General features: G+C 62.4%; 10 protein-coding genes. 6 read left to right on the plus strand and 4 right to left on the minus strand.

Features of this window, described 5'->3' with window-relative positions; translation table 11 throughout:
- Positions 1 to 40 precede the first annotated feature (40 nt).
- The 6 genes from CD175_RS26475 to CD175_RS26500 all read left to right on the plus strand — a co-directional run bounded on the left by CD175_RS26475 (position 41) and on the right by CD175_RS26500 (position 9,269).
- Entirely contained in the window at positions 41 to 1,399 is a 1,359-nt protein-coding gene (locus CD175_RS26475) for a DUF1329 domain-containing protein (RefSeq protein WP_007971965.1), read from the plus strand.
- A 163-nt stretch (positions 1,400 to 1,562) separates the two neighbouring features.
- The gene (locus CD175_RS26480; protein WP_104451041.1) at positions 1,563 to 2,654 is read left to right on the plus strand and encodes a WD40/YVTN/BNR-like repeat-containing protein; all 1,092 of its coding nucleotides are present in this window, start codon (positions 1,563 to 1,565) and stop codon (positions 2,652 to 2,654) included.
- A 16-nt stretch (positions 2,655 to 2,670) separates the two neighbouring features.
- Positions 2,671 to 5,190, plus strand: a complete 2,520-nt coding sequence (locus tag CD175_RS26485) for an efflux RND transporter permease subunit (RefSeq protein WP_104451042.1) — start codon at positions 2,671 to 2,673, stop codon at positions 5,188 to 5,190.
- Between the two features lie 6 nt (positions 5,191 to 5,196).
- Positions 5,197 to 6,975: an acyl-CoA dehydrogenase C-terminal domain-containing protein gene (locus tag CD175_RS26490; RefSeq protein WP_104451043.1), complete on the plus strand. Its 1,779-nt coding sequence runs from the start codon at positions 5,197 to 5,199 to the stop codon at positions 6,973 to 6,975.
- Between the two features lie 23 nt (positions 6,976 to 6,998).
- Positions 6,999 to 8,642, plus strand: a complete 1,644-nt coding sequence (locus tag CD175_RS26495; RefSeq protein ID WP_104451044.1) for a fatty acid--CoA ligase — start codon at positions 6,999 to 7,001, stop codon at positions 8,640 to 8,642.
- A 282-nt stretch (positions 8,643 to 8,924) separates the two neighbouring features.
- A complete protein-coding gene (locus tag CD175_RS26500; RefSeq protein WP_104451045.1) occupies positions 8,925 to 9,269 on the plus strand; it encodes a potassium channel family protein in 345 nt (114 codons plus the stop codon).
- A gap of 156 nt (positions 9,270 to 9,425) precedes the next feature.
- On the opposite strand, the gene CD175_RS26505 is transcribed toward CD175_RS26500, so the two are convergent.
- Genes CD175_RS26505 through CD175_RS26520 form a run of 4 tightly spaced genes read right to left on the minus strand, consistent with a single transcriptional unit; the run spans position 9,426 to position 14,558 of the window.
- On the minus strand, positions 9,426 to 9,647 hold the full coding sequence (locus tag CD175_RS26505) for a formate dehydrogenase subunit delta (RefSeq protein ID WP_095965789.1): 222 nt from the start codon (positions 9,645 to 9,647) through the stop codon (positions 9,426 to 9,428).
- Positions 9,644 to 12,526, minus strand: a complete 2,883-nt coding sequence (gene fdhF / locus CD175_RS26510; RefSeq protein ID WP_104451046.1) for a formate dehydrogenase subunit alpha — start codon at positions 12,524 to 12,526, stop codon at positions 9,644 to 9,646. Before fdhF ends, CD175_RS26505 begins: the two co-directional genes overlap by 4 nt.
- Positions 12,523 to 14,082 carry a formate dehydrogenase beta subunit gene (locus CD175_RS26515; protein ID WP_104451047.1) on the minus strand — a complete coding sequence of 520 codons (1,560 nt, stop codon included), beginning with the start codon at positions 14,080 to 14,082 and terminating at the stop codon, positions 12,523 to 12,525. The genes fdhF and CD175_RS26515 overlap by 4 nt, the downstream gene beginning before the upstream one ends.
- Positions 14,082 to 14,558: a formate dehydrogenase subunit gamma gene (locus CD175_RS26520; protein ID WP_007972216.1), complete on the minus strand. Its 477-nt coding sequence runs from the start codon at positions 14,556 to 14,558 to the stop codon at positions 14,082 to 14,084. Before CD175_RS26520 ends, CD175_RS26515 begins: the two co-directional genes overlap by 1 nt.
- Positions 14,559 to 15,647 lie beyond the last annotated feature (1,089 nt).

The raw sequence follows: 15,647 nt of genomic DNA on the forward strand, positions 1-15,647 counted from the left end.
TCACCACTGATTTGCTCAATGCAAGCAGGAGAATAACAAGATGAAATTTGTACAAACCGTGTTGGCCGCTTCGCTGGCCATGGTCCTTGCCGCCCAGGCACAGGCCGCTGTTTCAGCCCAGGAAGCTGCCAAACTGGGCACCAGCCTGACGCTGGTGGGCGCCGAAAAAGCCGGGAACGCCGATGGTTCCATTCCCGCCTACAACGGTGGCCTGACCACCGCACCGGCCAGCTTCAAAGCCGGCGACAGCATGCGTCCGGATCCGTTTGCCAGTGAAAAACCGCTGGTGGTGATCGACGGCAAGAACGTCGATCAGTACAAGGGCCTGCTCACGGCAACCACGGTAGAACTGGCCAAGCGTTTCCCGACGTTCCGTGTCGACGTGTTCCCGACGCACCGCACCGTTTCGCTGCCTCAAGCGATTCTGGATAACGGCGTGAAGAACGCCAGCGGCGCCAAGTCCCTCGAAGGTGGCCTGGCCATCGACAACGTGCTGCCGGGCATTCCGTTCCCGATTCCGCAGTCGGGCAACGAAGCGATGTGGAACTTCCTGTTGCGCTACCAGGGCGTCAGCATCAGCTCCAAGTACGACTCCTGGAACGTCGACTCCGCCGGCGTGCCGAGCCTGGCAACCACCGGGCAAGCGAACATCTCCTACCCGATCTACGAAAACCTCTCGCAGCCGATCAGCAGCGCCGACGTGTACTACCAGATGAAGCTGGCGTATACCGGCCCTGCGCGCCGGGCCGGTGAGGCGATCATGCTCAAGGACGCCGCCAACCCGTTGCAGCAGCCGCGTCGTGCCTGGCAGTACTTGCCGGGTCAGCGTCGGGTGAAACTGGCACCAAGCCTGGCCTACGACACGCCTAACCCGGGTACCGCCGGCGCGGGCACCTACGATGACGTGTTCGTGTTCAACGGTGCGCTGGACCGCTACGACTGGAAGCTGGTGGGCAAGCAGGAAATGATCGTGCCCTACAACACCTACAAGCTGACCTATGTCCAGGATCCGAAGTCGCTGACCACCGCCAACCACCTCGCGCCGGACTTCGTGCGCTGGGAAAAACACCGCGTGTGGGTCGTCGAAGGCAACCTCAAGGCCGGTGCCCGTCACATCTACGCCAAGCGCCGCTTCTACCTCGACGAAGACAGCTGGACCGCTCTGGCCTCGGATCAATATGACGCCCGTGGTCAGCTCTATCGCGGTTCCTTCGCCTTCCTGAGCCAGAGCTATGACAAGCAGGTTCCGGATTCGACGCCCTTCATGATCTACGACCTGGTGGGTGGTTCGTACAACATCAACGGTGTGGTCGGTCCTTACGGCGGCATCAAGTACATCGAGCCGCTCTCCAAGGCGCAGTGGTCTTCGGAATCGCTGGCAGGCGCCGGCATTCGCTAAGCCACGATCCACTGTGGGAGCGAGCTTGCTCGCGATGGACCAGAGGGCGACGCGGGCATCCAGAAAGCACGCGTCATCGTTAACGTCCATCGTCGGAACGCCGCCCGGAGCAGGCTCGCTCCCACATGACCTGCACGACGCGGTTTTCCGAAGAGGACGCAGCATGTGTTCGTATAAAAATAATATTGTGCGTTTGGCGTTCGGCGTTGTGCTCGGCCTGTCGCAGGGCGTCACCCAGGCGGCCGATTACGTCGATGTGCTGGACCTGCCCGCCAGGGCCAGTGTCTTGGCGATCAACAGCCCGTTGTCCGGCATGACCCGCGCCGGCGGGCGCGTGATTACCGTCGGCCAGCGTGGCCATATTCTGTTTTCCGATGATGCCGGTCAGCATTGGCAGCAGGCCGCCGTGCCGGTCAGCGCCGATCTCACCGCCGTGAATTTTTCAACGCCAGCCCAAGGCTGGGCGGTGGGCAATGATGGCGTGGTGTTGCACAGCAGCGACGCCGGCGCGACCTGGAACAAACAACTCGATGGTCGCCAGATCGGCGAATTGCTCATCAAGCATTACTCGGCGCAGGCCAAGGCCGAGCCGGGCAACGAGCAATGGCCGCTACTGGTCGCCGAAGGCCAGAAGCTGGTCGATCAGGGCGCGGACAAACCGCTGCTCGACGTCTGGTTCGCCAATGAAAAAACCGGCTATGTGGTCGGCGTGTTCAACCTGATCCTGCGCACCGACGACGGCGGCCAGACCTGGACGCCATTCCAGGACCGCACCGACAACCCGCAGGGTTTCCACCTCAACGCCATCGCCTCCACCGGCGACGCGTTGTACATCGCCGGCGAGCAAGGCCTGTTGCTCAAGTGGGACGACAGCGCCCAACGCTTCAATGCCGTGCCGACGCCGTATCAGGGCAGCTTCTTCGGCGTGCTCGGCAAGCCCGGCGAAGTGCTGGTCTACGGCCTGCGCGGCAACGTGCTGCGCAGCACCGATGGCGGCCAGAGCTGGACCGCGCTGGACAGCGGCCTGCACGTCAGCATCACCGCGGGCCTGATCGATGCCTGTGGCAATTATCGCTTGTTCACCCAGGGCGGGCAGATGCTGGTCAGCCAGGGGACGGGCGCGCAGATGCATCTGGTGCGGCAACCGGCACCGACGCCGGTCGCCGGCGCTGCCCAGTCCACCGACGGCGCCCTGGTGCTGGCGGGAAGCCGTGGTGCCCGGACGCTGTCCGCCGATCCAGCCCTCGAACCCTAAGAGCGAGAACCCAGACATGGGCAACATCAAACAAGACGCCATGCCGGTGATCCGCGATGTGCGTGATTTCGACCACCGCTCCGGCAACCGCCTCGAACGCCTGGTGTTCAACTTCCGTCCGCTGTTCATGCTGCTGATGGCCCTGGCCACCGTGGTGCTCGGCTACATGGCGGCGACGCGCCTGGAGTTGCGCCCCAGCTTCGAAAAGATGATTCCGCAGAGCCAGCCGTACATCCAGAACTTCCTGGAAAACCGCGCTTCCCTGCGCGGGTTGGGCAACTCGGTGCGGGTGGTGGTGGAGAACACCCAGGGCGATATTTTCGATCCCGAATACCTCGACGTGCTCAAGCAGGTCAACGACCAACTGTTCCTCACCGAGGGCGTCGACCGCGCCTGGATGAAGTCGCTGTGGAGCCCGGCGGTGCGCTGGACCGAAGTCACCGAGGACGGTTTCCAGGGTGGCCCGGTGATGCCCGACACCTATTCAGGGCAGCCTGAGCAGATCGAACAGCTGCGCCAGAACATTTCCCGCGCCGGCATTGTCGGCAGCCTGGTGGCCAGCGACTTCAAGTCGACCATGCTGATTGTGCCGCTGCTGGACAAAGCCGCCGCCGGTGGCCAGCGCATCAACTATCACGCGTTTTCGCAGATGCTCGAAGAGCAGTTGCGCGACAAGATCGAATACGCCGGCGACAGCGCTGCGCGTAAGTCCGGGGTGGAAGGCACCGGCCATTACAAGGTGCGGGTGATCGGCTTCGCCAAACTCATGGGTGACCTGATCGACGGCCTGATCCAGGTGATGATGTTCTTCGGTCTGGCCGTCGTCACTTCACTGGCCATCATCTACGCCTACACCCGTTGCGTGCGCAGCACCTTGCTGGTGGTCGGCTGCTCGCTGGTTGCGGTGGTCTGGCAACTGGGCATCGTCGCCTGGCTCGGTTACGCCATCGATCCGTACTCGGTGCTGGTGCCGTTTTTGATCTTCGCCATCGGCGTGTCCCACGCCGCGCAGAAGATGAACGGCATCATGCAAGACATCGCCCGTGGCACCCACAAGCTGATCGCCGCGCGCTACACCTTCCGCCGTCTGTTCATCGCCGGCGTCACTGCATTGCTGGCCGATGCCGTTGGCTTTGCGGTACTGATGCTGATCGACATCCCGGTGATCCAGGACCTGGCGATCACCGCCAGCATCGGTGTCGCGGTGCTGATCTTCACCTCGCTGTTGCTGATGCCGGTGGCGCTGTCTTACGTCGGCGTCGGCGCCAAGGCCGCCGAGCGCGCGCTGAAAATCGACACCCGTGCCGAGAAGCACAAAGGCTTCGGCCGGTTGTGGGACGCGCTCGATCGCTTCACCACCGCCAAGTGGGCCACGGGCGCCGTGCTGGTCGCGGTATTGATGGGCATTGGCGGCTACGTGGTCAGCCTCAACCTGAAGATCGGCGACCTGGAAAGCGGTGCGCCGGAATTGCGCGCCGACTCGCGCTACAACCGCGACAACGCCTACATCACCCAGCACTACGCGCTGTCCAGCGACCTGTTCGCGGTGATGATCAAGACCGCGCCGGAAGGCTGCCTGAACTACAAGACCCTGGTGCTCGCCGACCGTCTGGCCTGGGAGCTGCAACAGTATCCGGGCGTGCAGGCCACCGCGTCCTTGGTCAACGCGGTACGGCAGATCACCGCCGGCACCTACGAAGGCAACCCCAAGCTCAACAGCATCCAGCGCAACCAGGACGTGCTCAACTATGCCGCGCAGCAAGCCTCGGTCAACTCCCCGGAGCTGTTCAACACCGAGTGCTCGCTGATGCCGGTGATCGCTTTCCTCAAGGATCACAAGGCCGAAACCCTCGATGCGGTGGTGGCGATTGCTGACAAGTTCGCTAAAGAAAACAGCAGCGACGATCGCCAGTTCCTGCTCGCGGCCGGCAGCGCCGGTATCGAGGCGGCGACCAACATCGTGGTGCGCGAAGCCAATCACACCATGCTGCTGTACGTGTACGCGGCGGTGACGTTGTTCTGCCTGATCACCTTCCGCAGCTGGCGGGCCACGCTGGTGGCGCTGTTGCCGCTGGTGCTGACCTCGATCCTCTGTGAAGCCTTGATGGTGGCCATGGGCATCGGCGTGAAAGTCGCGACCCTGCCGGTGATTGCCCTCGGCGTCGGCATCGGCGTGGACTACGCCCTGTACTTGCTCAGCGTGCAACTGCACTTCCAGCGCCAGGGCCTGCCGCTGTCCCAGGCCTACCGCAACGCCGTGTCCTTCACCGGCCGGGTGGTCGGGCTGGTGGGCATCACCCTTGCCGCCGGCGTGGTGTGCTGGGTCTGGTCGCCGATCAAGTTCCAGGCCGACATGGGCATCCTGCTGACCTTCATGTTCCTGTGGAACATGCTCGGTGCGCTGATCCTGATTCCGGCCCTGTCGTATTTCCTGCTGCGCGAACGGACCCCGCAGCCGGGCTCCGCTAGCGCCGCCGAGAACACTGAATCCACTGAACGTCCGGGCATGCCCCATGCCCTGACCACTTCCGAGTAAGCCAAGATGTCTGAATACAAAGCTCCCCTGCGCGACATGCGCTTCGTACTCAACGAGGTTTTCCAGGTGTCCCGGCTCTGGGCCAGTTTGCCCGGCCTGGCCGACGTGATCGATGAAGAAACTGCCGCTGCCATCCTCGAAGAGGCCGGCAAGATCACTGGCGAAGTCATCGCACCCTTGAACCGCGCCACCGACGAACAGGGCTGTACCTGGAGCAATGGTTCGGTCACCGCGCCAGAGGGTTTTGCCGGGGCCTATCAAGCCTTCGCCGAGGGTGGTTGGGTCGGTGTCGGCGGTGATCCGCAGTACGGCGGCATGGGCATGCCCAAGGCGATTTCGGCGCAGGTCGAAGAGATGGTCAACTCGGCCAGCCTGTCGTTCGGCCTGTACCCGATGCTGACCGCCGGTGCCTGCCTGTCGATCAAGGCCCACGCCAGCGAAGAGCTCAAGCAACGCTATCTGCCGAACATGTACGCCGGCACCTGGACCGGTTCGATGTGCCTGACCGAAGCCCACGCCGGCACCGACCTGGGCCTGATTCGCACCAAGGCCGAACCCCAGGCCGATGGCAGTTACAAGGTCAGCGGCAGCAAGATTTTCATCACCGGCGGCGACCACGACCTGACCGAGAACATCATCCATCTGGTGCTGGCGCGCCTGCCGGATGCACCGGCGGGGCCGAAGGGCATCTCGCTGTTCCTGGTGCCCAAGGTGCTGGTCAACGCCGACGGTTCGCTGGGTGAAAACAATGCGCTGTCGTGTGGCTCCATCGAACACAAGATGGGCATCAAGGCCTCTGCCACCTGCGTGATGAACTTCGATGGCGCCACCGGCTGGATCGTCGACGCGCCGAACAAAGGCCTGGCGGCGATGTTCACCATGATGAACTACGAGCGTCTGGGTGTGGGCATCCAGGGCCTGGCCCAGGGCGAGCGTTCCTACCAGAACGCCGTCGCGTACGCCCGCGACCGTCTGCAAAGCCGTGCGCCGACCGGTGCGCAGAACAAGGACAAGGCCGCCGACCCGATCATCGTGCACCCGGACGTGCGCCGCATGCTGTTGACCATGAAAGCCTTGAACGAAGGCGGCCGTGCGTTCTCCAGCTACGTCGCGTTGCAACTGGACACGGCCAGGTACAGCGAAGACGAAGTCACGCGCAATCGCGCGCAGGAACTGGTGGCGCTGCTGACCCCGGTGGCCAAGGCATTCCTCACCGACATGGGGCTGGAAACCACCTTGCACGGTCAGATGGTCTTCGGCGGCCACGGCTACATCCGTGAGTGGGGCCAGGAGCAACTGGTGCGCGACGTGCGCATCACGCAGATCTACGAAGGCACCAACGGCATCCAGTCCCTGGACCTGGCCGGGCGCAAGATCGTCGGCAGCGGCGGGGCGCTCTACCGCTTGTTCGCCTCGGAAATCCGCAACTTTACCGCTAACGCCGCTGCGAACCTCGACGAGTTCACCAAGCCGCTGAATGCCGCCGTGGACACCCTCGACGAGCTGACCGCGTGGCTGCTGGACCGGGCCCAGGGCAACCCGAATGAAATCGGCGCGGCCTCGGTCGAGTACCTGCACGTGTTTGGCTATACCGCGTACGCCTACATGTGGGCGCGCATGGCCAAGGCCGTCATCAGCGGGGATGCCGAAGACGATTTCTACACCAGCAAACTGGCGACCGCGCGTTTCTACTTCGCCCGGTTGCTGCCGCGTATCCACTCGTTGAGCGCATCGGTCAAGGCCGGTAGTGACTGCCTCTACGAGCTGAAAGCCGATCAGTTCTGATCGAAGGACAAGGAACTCCAACCATGCTGAAAACAAAAATAATTCCGCCTGCCGACGGCGCTTATGCCTATCCCTTGCTGATCAAGCAATTGCTGCTGTCCGGCGTGCGTTATGAGCCGGGCCGGGAAATCGTCTACGCCGACAAACTGCGCTACAGCTACCAGACGCTGAACCAGCGCATCCGCCGCCTGGCCAATGCGCTGACGGCGGCCGGGGTCAAGGCCGGTGACACCGTGGCCTTGCTCGACTGGGACAGCCACCGCTACCTGGAATGCTTCTTCGCCGTGCCGATGATCGGCGCGGTGCTGCACACGGTGAACATTCGCCTGTCGCCGGAGCAGGTGCTGTTCACCATGAACCACGCCGAGGATGACCTGGTGCTGGTGCATGACGACTTCCTGCCCCTGGTCGAACAGATTCACGGACGGCTGGAAACGGTAAAAGGCTACCTGCAGCTCACCGATGACGAGGCGACCGCGACCTCGCTGCCGGTGCTCGGTGAGTACGAGCAGTTGCTGTCCCTGGCCCCGGACCAGTACGACTTCCCGGATTTCGACGAGAACTCGGTTGCCACGCTGTTCTACACCACCGGCACCACCGGCGACCCGAAAGGCGTGTACTTCAGCCATCGGCAACTGGTGCTGCACACCCTGAATGCCGTCGGCACCCTGGGCGTCTATCAGGGCCAGCCGCTGCTGCGTTCCGACGATGTGTACATGCCGATCACGCCGATGTTCCACGTGCATGCGTGGGGCGTGCCGTATGTCGCGACCCTGATGGGCATCAAGCAGGTCTACCCCGGCCGCTACGAGCCCAACAGCCTGGTCCGGCTGTACCGCGAAGAGAAGGTGACCTTCTCCCACTGCGTGCCGACCATCCTGCAGATGATCCTCAACTGCGAGGAAGGCAAGGCGACCCGTTTCGACGGCTGGAAAATGCTCCTCGGCGGCAGCGCACTGACGCTTGGCATCGCCAGTGAAGCCAGCGCCAAAGGCATGGTGGTGCACGCCGGCTACGGCATGTCGGAAACCTGCCCGTTGCTGTGCCTGACCTACCTGCGCGACGAGGACCTTCAGCTATCCGCCGAAGCCCAGTTGCCGATCCGCATCAAGACCGGCACGCCGGTGCCGCTGGTCGACCTGAAGATCATCGACGCCGAAGGTAACGACGTGGCCCATGACGGCGAGTCCCTGGGCGAGATCGTGGTGCGCGCGCCGTGGTTGACCCAGGGCTATCTGAAAGCCCCGGACAAAGGCGCGGAACTGTGGCACAACGGCTGGCTGCACACCGGCGACATGGCCTCGATCGACCAACAGGGCGGCGTGGAAATCAAGGACCGCATCAAGGACGTGATCAAGACCGGCGGCGAGTGGATCAGCTCCCTGGAACTGGAAAGCCTGATCAGCGAACACCCGGGCGTCATGTCCGTCGCGGTGGTGGGTATCGTCGATGAGCAGTGGGGCGAACGGCCCATGGCCATGGTGGTGTGCGAGCCGGGGCAATACCTGGACCGCAAGATTCTGGAGACGCACCTACAAGCCTTCGTCGACGGCGGCCGCATCAACAAATGGGCGATCCCCAAGCAGTTCAAGTTCGTCGCCGAAATCCCCAAGACCAGTGTTGGCAAGATCAACAAGAAGCTGATCCGGGAAACGGAAGTGAACTGAGGGATAAAGCCAGAAACCTTGTAGGAGCGAGCCTGCTCGCGATGGACTGGAGAGCGCTGCGTTTAACCAGGTAACCCGCGTAATCGTTAACGACCATCGCGAGCAGGCTCGCTCCTACAGGAATCCAGCAGCGGGCGGTTTTTGGATAGTCCGGTTGGCGTCATCTTTGTCATAGTCCTGGCCAGAGATAACGCCCCGTTGGTCGCAGTTTTCAGCGCTTGTGCCAAGCTGAACGGGGTATTGAACCGCTGTGCATCAGTCAAACCCCAGGAAGCCCACGACATGAACCTTGCCCGTGCATCAAACGTCCGCCACGAGTTCTACAAGGCCGTCTGGTTCTACTTCAAAGTGGTGTGGCCGATCTTCTCGATACTGCTGCTAGTGATCATTGCGTTCGGCCTCATCATCGCCCACCTGGAAGGGTGGAGTCCGTATGACGGCGTCTACTTCGCCTTCGTGACCGGCCTGACCATCGGCTACGGAGAACTGGTGCCCAAACTGGCCGTGTCTCGGGTACTGGCGATCCTGCTGGGGTTCAATGGGGTGCTGATGACGGCGACATTCGCGGCGATCAGTGTCCGGGCGATTGAAGTGACGGTGACAGCCGCGAGGAAGGGTGAGGAGTAGGGTGTAGCCTGGCCAGCCCAAATCCCAACCCCAGCACAAATCCCCTGTGGGAGCGAGCTTGCTCGCGATAGCGGTGTATCAGCCAGCAAAAATGCTGAATGTTAAGCCCTCATCGCGAGCAAGCTCGCTCCCACAGTTTTTTTTGCAGCCAGCAGGCTAAGCCCCCCAACCCGCCCCACTCACCGCCGCCTGCACCAGCGGGTGCAGGTCCGCCCCTTTATGCTCCGTCTGCCAGGCCAGCAATTCCTTGCGCATGCTCGGCGCCCAGTACATCTGCAGATGATTGCGCACGCTGAGCACCGCCTGTTGCTGGTCCGGCTGGCTGGCGAAGTACTGGGCGATCTGGTTGGCCATCTTGATCAGGTTGTCAGTACTCATCGGCGTACCTCGGCTTTATCACCACGGGCGTGGCGGCGATCCTTGAGCAAACGGTCCTGTTCTTCGCTGAACTCCTGGAAGCGCTTTTGCCACTCCGAAGGGTGGTACACGCGGCTGACTTCGACGGCCGTGACCTTGTACTCCGGACAGTTGGTGGCCCAGTCGGAGTTGTCGGTGGTGATCACGTTGGCCCCCGATTCCGGGAAGTGGAAGGTGGTGTACACCACGCCCGGGGCGACCCGTTCGGTGATTCGCGCACGCAGCACGGTCTGCCCGGCGCGGCTGCCGATGCCGACCCAGTCACCTTCGTTGATGCCACGGCTTTCGGCGTCAGTCGGGTGGATTTCCAGGCGGTCTTCGTCGTGCCAGGCGACGTTGTCGGTGCGCCGGGTCTGGGCGCCGACGTTGTACTGGCTGAGGATGCGCCCGGTGGTCAGCAGCAGTGGATAGCGAGTGTTGACCTTCTCCTCGGTCGGCACGTAGCCGGTGAGCATGAACCGCCCCTTGCCGCGCACGAACTCCTCGATGTGCATGGTCGGCGTACCGTCCGGCGCCTCGGCGTTGCACGGCCATTGCAGGCTGCCGTGGCGGTCCAGTTCGGCGTAGCTGACGTTGGTGAAAGTCGGCGTCAGGCTGGCGATTTCATCCATGATTTCCGATGGGTGTTTGTAGTTCATCGGGTAACCCAGGGCATTGGCCAGCGCCACGGTGCCTTCCCAGTCGGCCTTGCCGCCCAGAGGGTCCATGACCTTGCGCACCCGTGAAATACGCCGTTCGGCGTTGGTGAAGGTGCCGTCTTTTTCCAGGAACGAACTGCCCGGCAGGAACACATGGGCGAACTTGGCGGTTTCGTTGAGGAAAATATCCTGCACCACCACGCACTCCATGGCCGACAGGGCTGCGGTGACGTGCTGGGTATTCGGATCGCTCTGGGCGATGTCCTCACCCTGGCAATACAGGCCCTTGAAGCTGCCGCCCAGCGCTGCTTCGAACATGTTGGGAATGCGCAACCCCGGATCAGGTTGCAGAGTGACGTTCCACGCCTGTTCAAACTGCGCCCGCACCACTTCGTTGGAGATGTGCCGGTAGCCGGGCAACTCGTGAGGGAAGGAGCCCATGTCGCAGGAACCCTGCACGTTGTTCTGCCCCCGCAGCGGGTTCACGCCCACGCCTTCGCGGCCGATGTTACCCGTGGCCATCGCGAGGTTGGCGATGCCCATGACCGCCGTGCTGCCTTGGCTGTGCTCGGTGACACCGAGTCCGTAGTAGATCGCTGCATTGCCACCCGTGGCATACAGGCGGGCGGCGGCGCGGATGTCGGCAGCGGGCACACCGCAGATGGCACCCAGCACTTCCGGCGAGTTCTCCGCACGGCTGACGAACTCACTCCAGGTCGCGAAATCGCTACCCTCGCAACGGGCGTCGATAAAGGCCTGGTTGAGCAGCCCTTCAGTGACGATGACATGGGCCAAAGCGTTGAGCATGGCGACGTTGGTGCCCGGGCGCAGGGCCAAATGGTATTCGGCGCGGGCGTGCACCGAGTCCACCAGATCAATGCGCCGTGGATCGATGACGATCAGTCGCGCACCTTCACGCAGGCGGCGTTTGAGCTGGGAGGCGAACACCGGGTGGGCGTCGCTGGGGTTGGCGCCCATCACCAGGATCACGTCGGCCTGCATCACCGAGTCGAAACTCTGGGTACCGGCGGACTCGCCAAGGGTTTGCTTCAGGCCATAGCCGGTCGGCGAGTGGCAGACCCGCGCACAGGTGTCGACGTTGTTGTTGCCGAAGGCCGCACGCACCAGTTTTTGCACCAGATAAGTTTCTTCGTTGGTGCAGCGGCTGGAGGTGATGCCACCAATGGAGTCGCGGCCGTATTTCTGCTGCAACCGACGGAATTCGCTGGCGGCGTAGGTCACCGCTTCATCCCAGCTGACTTCCTGCCACGGGTCGTTGATGTGTTTGCGGATCATCGGCTTGGTGATGCGATCCGGGTGGGTGGCGTAGCCCCAGGCAAAGCGCCCTTTGACGCAAGAGTGGCCGTGGTTGGCCTGGCCGTTCTTGTCCGGAACCATGCGCACCAGCTGGTCGCCTTTCATCTCGGCGCGGAACGAGCAGCCCACACCGCAATAGGCGCAGGTGGTGATCACGCTGCGTTCCGGCTGACCGAGTTCGACCACGCTTTTTTCCATCAGCGTCGCAGTCGGGCAGGCTTGCACACAGGCACCGCAGGACACGCATTCCGAATCGAGGAAGTTATCCCCACCGGCGGCCGCCACGCGGGATTCAAAACCGCGCCCGGTAATGGTCAGGGCAAAGGTGCCCTGGGTTTCTTCGCAGGCGCGCACGCAGCGGTTGCAGACGATGCACTTGCTCGGGTCGTAGTCGAAGTAGGGGTTGGACGTGTCCTTCACATCAGCCAGATGGTTGTCGCCTTCATAGCCGTAACGCACCTCCCGCAGGCCGACCTGACCGGCCACGGTTTGCAGCTCGCAGTTGCCGTTGGCCGAGCAGGTCAGGCAGTCCAGCGGGTGATCGGAAATGTACAACTCCATGACGTTGCGCCGCAGCGTCGCGAGCTTTGGCGTCTGGGTGTGCACGCTCATGCCTTCAGTGACCGGCGTGGTGCAGGACGCTGGATAGCCGCGCATGCCATCGATCTCCACCAGGCACATGCGGCAAGAGCCGAAGGCTTCCAGGCTGTCGGTGGCACAGAGTTTGGGAATGGTGGTGCCCAGCAGCGCAGCGGCGCGCATCACCGAGGTGCCTTCTGGCACGCTGATGCTGCGGCCGTCGATGCTCAGGGTGACTTGCACCTCGCTCTCACGGGCAGGGGTGCCCAGATCGATATCGGTGTTCGGGTCGAAGAGAGTGATCATTGCTCGGCCTCCGAGGGCTGCAAGCCGAAGTCGGCGGGGAAGTGCTTGAGGGCGCTGGCGACCGGAAACGAAACCATGCCGCCCAACGCACATAGCGAACCGTATTGCAGGGTGTCGCACAGGTCCTTGAGGATGATCACCTGCTCATCGCGACCGTTCTGGTCAGGCGCGGCCAGCAGACGGTCGATCACCTCCACGCCCCGGGTCGAGCCGATGCGGCACGGCGTGCATTTGCCACAGGATTCCTCGGCGCAGAACTCCATCGCGAAACGCGCCATATAGGCCATGTCCAAGGTGTCGTCCGCCACCACCACACCACCGTGACCGAGCATCGCGCCAATGGCGGCAAAGGCTTCGTAATCCAGCGGCGTGTCGAATTGCGACGGCGGCACCCAGGCGCCGAGCGGGCCGCCCACCTGCGCAGCCTTCAGCGGCCGGCCACTCGCGGTCCCACCACCGTAGTCCTCCACCAACTCCCGCAGCGACAGGCCAAAAGCCCGTTCCACCAGACCGCCGTGACGAACATTGCCCGCCAGCTGGAAGGGCATGGTGCCCAGAGAGCGGCCCATACCGTAATCGCGATAGAACTGCGCACCCTTGGCCAGAATCAGCGGCACCGAGGCCAGGGTCAGCACGTTGTGCACCAACGTCGGCTGGCCAAACAGGCCTTTCAAGGCAGGAATCGGCGGCTTGGCGCGGACGATCCCGCGCTTGCCTTCCAGAGAGTCCAGCAGCGCGGTTTCCTCACCGCAGATGTAGGCACCGGCACCGACACGCACTTCCATATCGAAGGCCTGACCGCTGCCGCCGACATTGGCGCCGAGGTAACCGTTCTCCCGGGCAATCTGCAGCGCGTTGCGCAGGGTGGTCACAGCATCCGGATATTCCGAGCGCACATAGATGTAGCCGTAAGTGGCGCCGACGCAGAGACCGGCAATGGCCATGCCTTCGATCAGCAGAAAGGGGTCGCCTTCCATCAGCATGCGGTCGGCAAAGGTGCCGGAGTCGCCTTCGTCGGCGTTGCACACAATGTATTTCTGCGCCGCTTCAGTCGCACGCACCGTGCGCCATTTGATCCCGGCGGGGAAGGCTGCACCGCCACGGCCACGCAGGCCCGAATCGAACACCGCTGTCGCGGTCTGCTCGCCGCCAAGGGCGACGGCCCTGTTTAAACCTTCGAAACCGCCGTGGGCCCGGTAATCGTCCAGCGACAACGGCCGGGTGATGCCGGCGCGGGCGAACAGTAGGCGTTGTTGAGTCTTCAGATAGGGCAATTCTTCCACCAGGCCCAAGGCCAGCGGATGAGCGGACGGCTCGCCGTGCAGCGCATCAAGCACGGACGGCACATCAGCAGCGGTCAGCGGGCCAAAGCCAATTCGACCTTGCGGGCTGTCTACCTCCAACAGCGGTTCCAGCCAATACAGCCCGCGCGAACTGGTGCGCTGCAGCTCCAGCGGCAGATTGCGCTCCTTGGCCTGAGTGATCAGGGCTGTGGATACCTCGTCGGCACCCACAGCACGGGCCAGCGAATCACAAGGCAGATAAAGAGTCGGCATCACGCGTCCTCCCGGCAAGCGTCGAGCAAGGCATCCAGACGCTCAGCGCTGAGCCGCGCATGCACCCGGCCATCCAGCTCCAGAGCAGGCGAACAGGCACAGGCACCCAGGCAATACACCGGCCGCAAACTGATGCTGCCATCGGCGCTACTACCGTGGTCATCCAGTTGCAGACGCTCACGCAACTGCGCAGCCAACTGCTCGGCACCACGGCTCTTGCACGACTCGGCCCGGCACAGCCGCAGGATATGCCGCGCGGGCGGCGCAGTACGGAAGTCATGGTAAAAACTGATCACCCCGCGAACCTCGGCCTGGCTCAGGTTCAGGGCATGGGCAATCTCGGGGACGGCGACATCGGGGACGTACCCAATGCGCTCCTGAATATCATGAAGAATCGGCAACAGCGCACCCGCAGAGCCCTTGTGGCGCTCCAGCACACTGTTGACCACAGGCAGGTGCAACATCTCATCAGGCATTCAGCAATCCTCACGGTCACGGACAAACCAGAAGGTCGTCGGTCGTCCGAAAGTGTCGGCTGCGGCACTCACACCACGTCACGGTATCGTGGCAATTTGGCCGTTGGCCAGGGCACCCTGAGCGGGCATCTTGTTGTGCCCGGCACGATCTTCGCCGCACCTCGACTGGGCATAAAGGGCAGCTTGCCACGCCGCTATTGATCGACCTGCACCAAAGCGACGTGCTCGGTTCTGCCTACGACTATCCATTAAGTCTAGATGAGTGATGCACGGGGCGTTCACACACTGGCCTAATGCCCAAAGGGCCTGTCGATGGGGGATGTATAGCAAGCATTACAGGTGAGAAGAAGCATCAGAACCAAGGGCAATTCTACGGAGCAGATGCGTTGACGTATGCCGCTGCGGCCCCAACCCCTGTAGGAGCGAGCCCGCTCGCGAAAAACCCAAAGCATCCACATGTCCCGCTGAACACCCCCGCCCACCGCAACCAAGCCCGCCCCTACAACATCACGCCTGACGCTTGAAACCAAAAGCGATCCCGGCGCGCCGCCCACTACGCTCGGACTTTTTCAACAGAATCGGTCGACAGCTGCCGCTGGCGAGTGACAGCTATGGGGCTAGGGGGGGGGGCGTTTTTAGCCTGTCACGACAGGCAGCAATCCACAGCCAAAAGCGGTCAGTCAGCGTCTACGAAATAAGGGGCGATTTAGTGACGACGTGGTCTGGGTACTCTGCTGCCCTGTGTTTTTGTACAGACCTTGGAAGTTTTCATAGTGGCAACCTAGTCTCTTTGGTAAGGGAAAAGAATTTCTAGACAGGGGTTGACCACGTATTTTAATGCTGTACTATTCGCCTCCCGCTAACGAGCAGTTTGATGCTGGTTTTGGCTTAAGTAGTTGATTTTATTATTAAAATCAGAAGCTTTTAAGGGTGCTAATTAAAGGGGTTTGCTGTAGAGTGCACGCCTCGGTTGAGACGAAAGATCTTAACCAACCGCTCTTTAACAACTGAATCAAGCAATTCGTGTGGGTGCTTGTGGAGTCAGACTGCTAGTCAACAGATTATCAGCATCACAAGTTACTCCGCGAG

It is taken from the genome of Pseudomonas laurylsulfatiphila (assembly GCF_002934665.1).
GTDB classification, from domain to species: domain Bacteria; phylum Pseudomonadota; class Gammaproteobacteria; order Pseudomonadales; family Pseudomonadaceae; genus Aquipseudomonas; species Aquipseudomonas laurylsulfatiphila.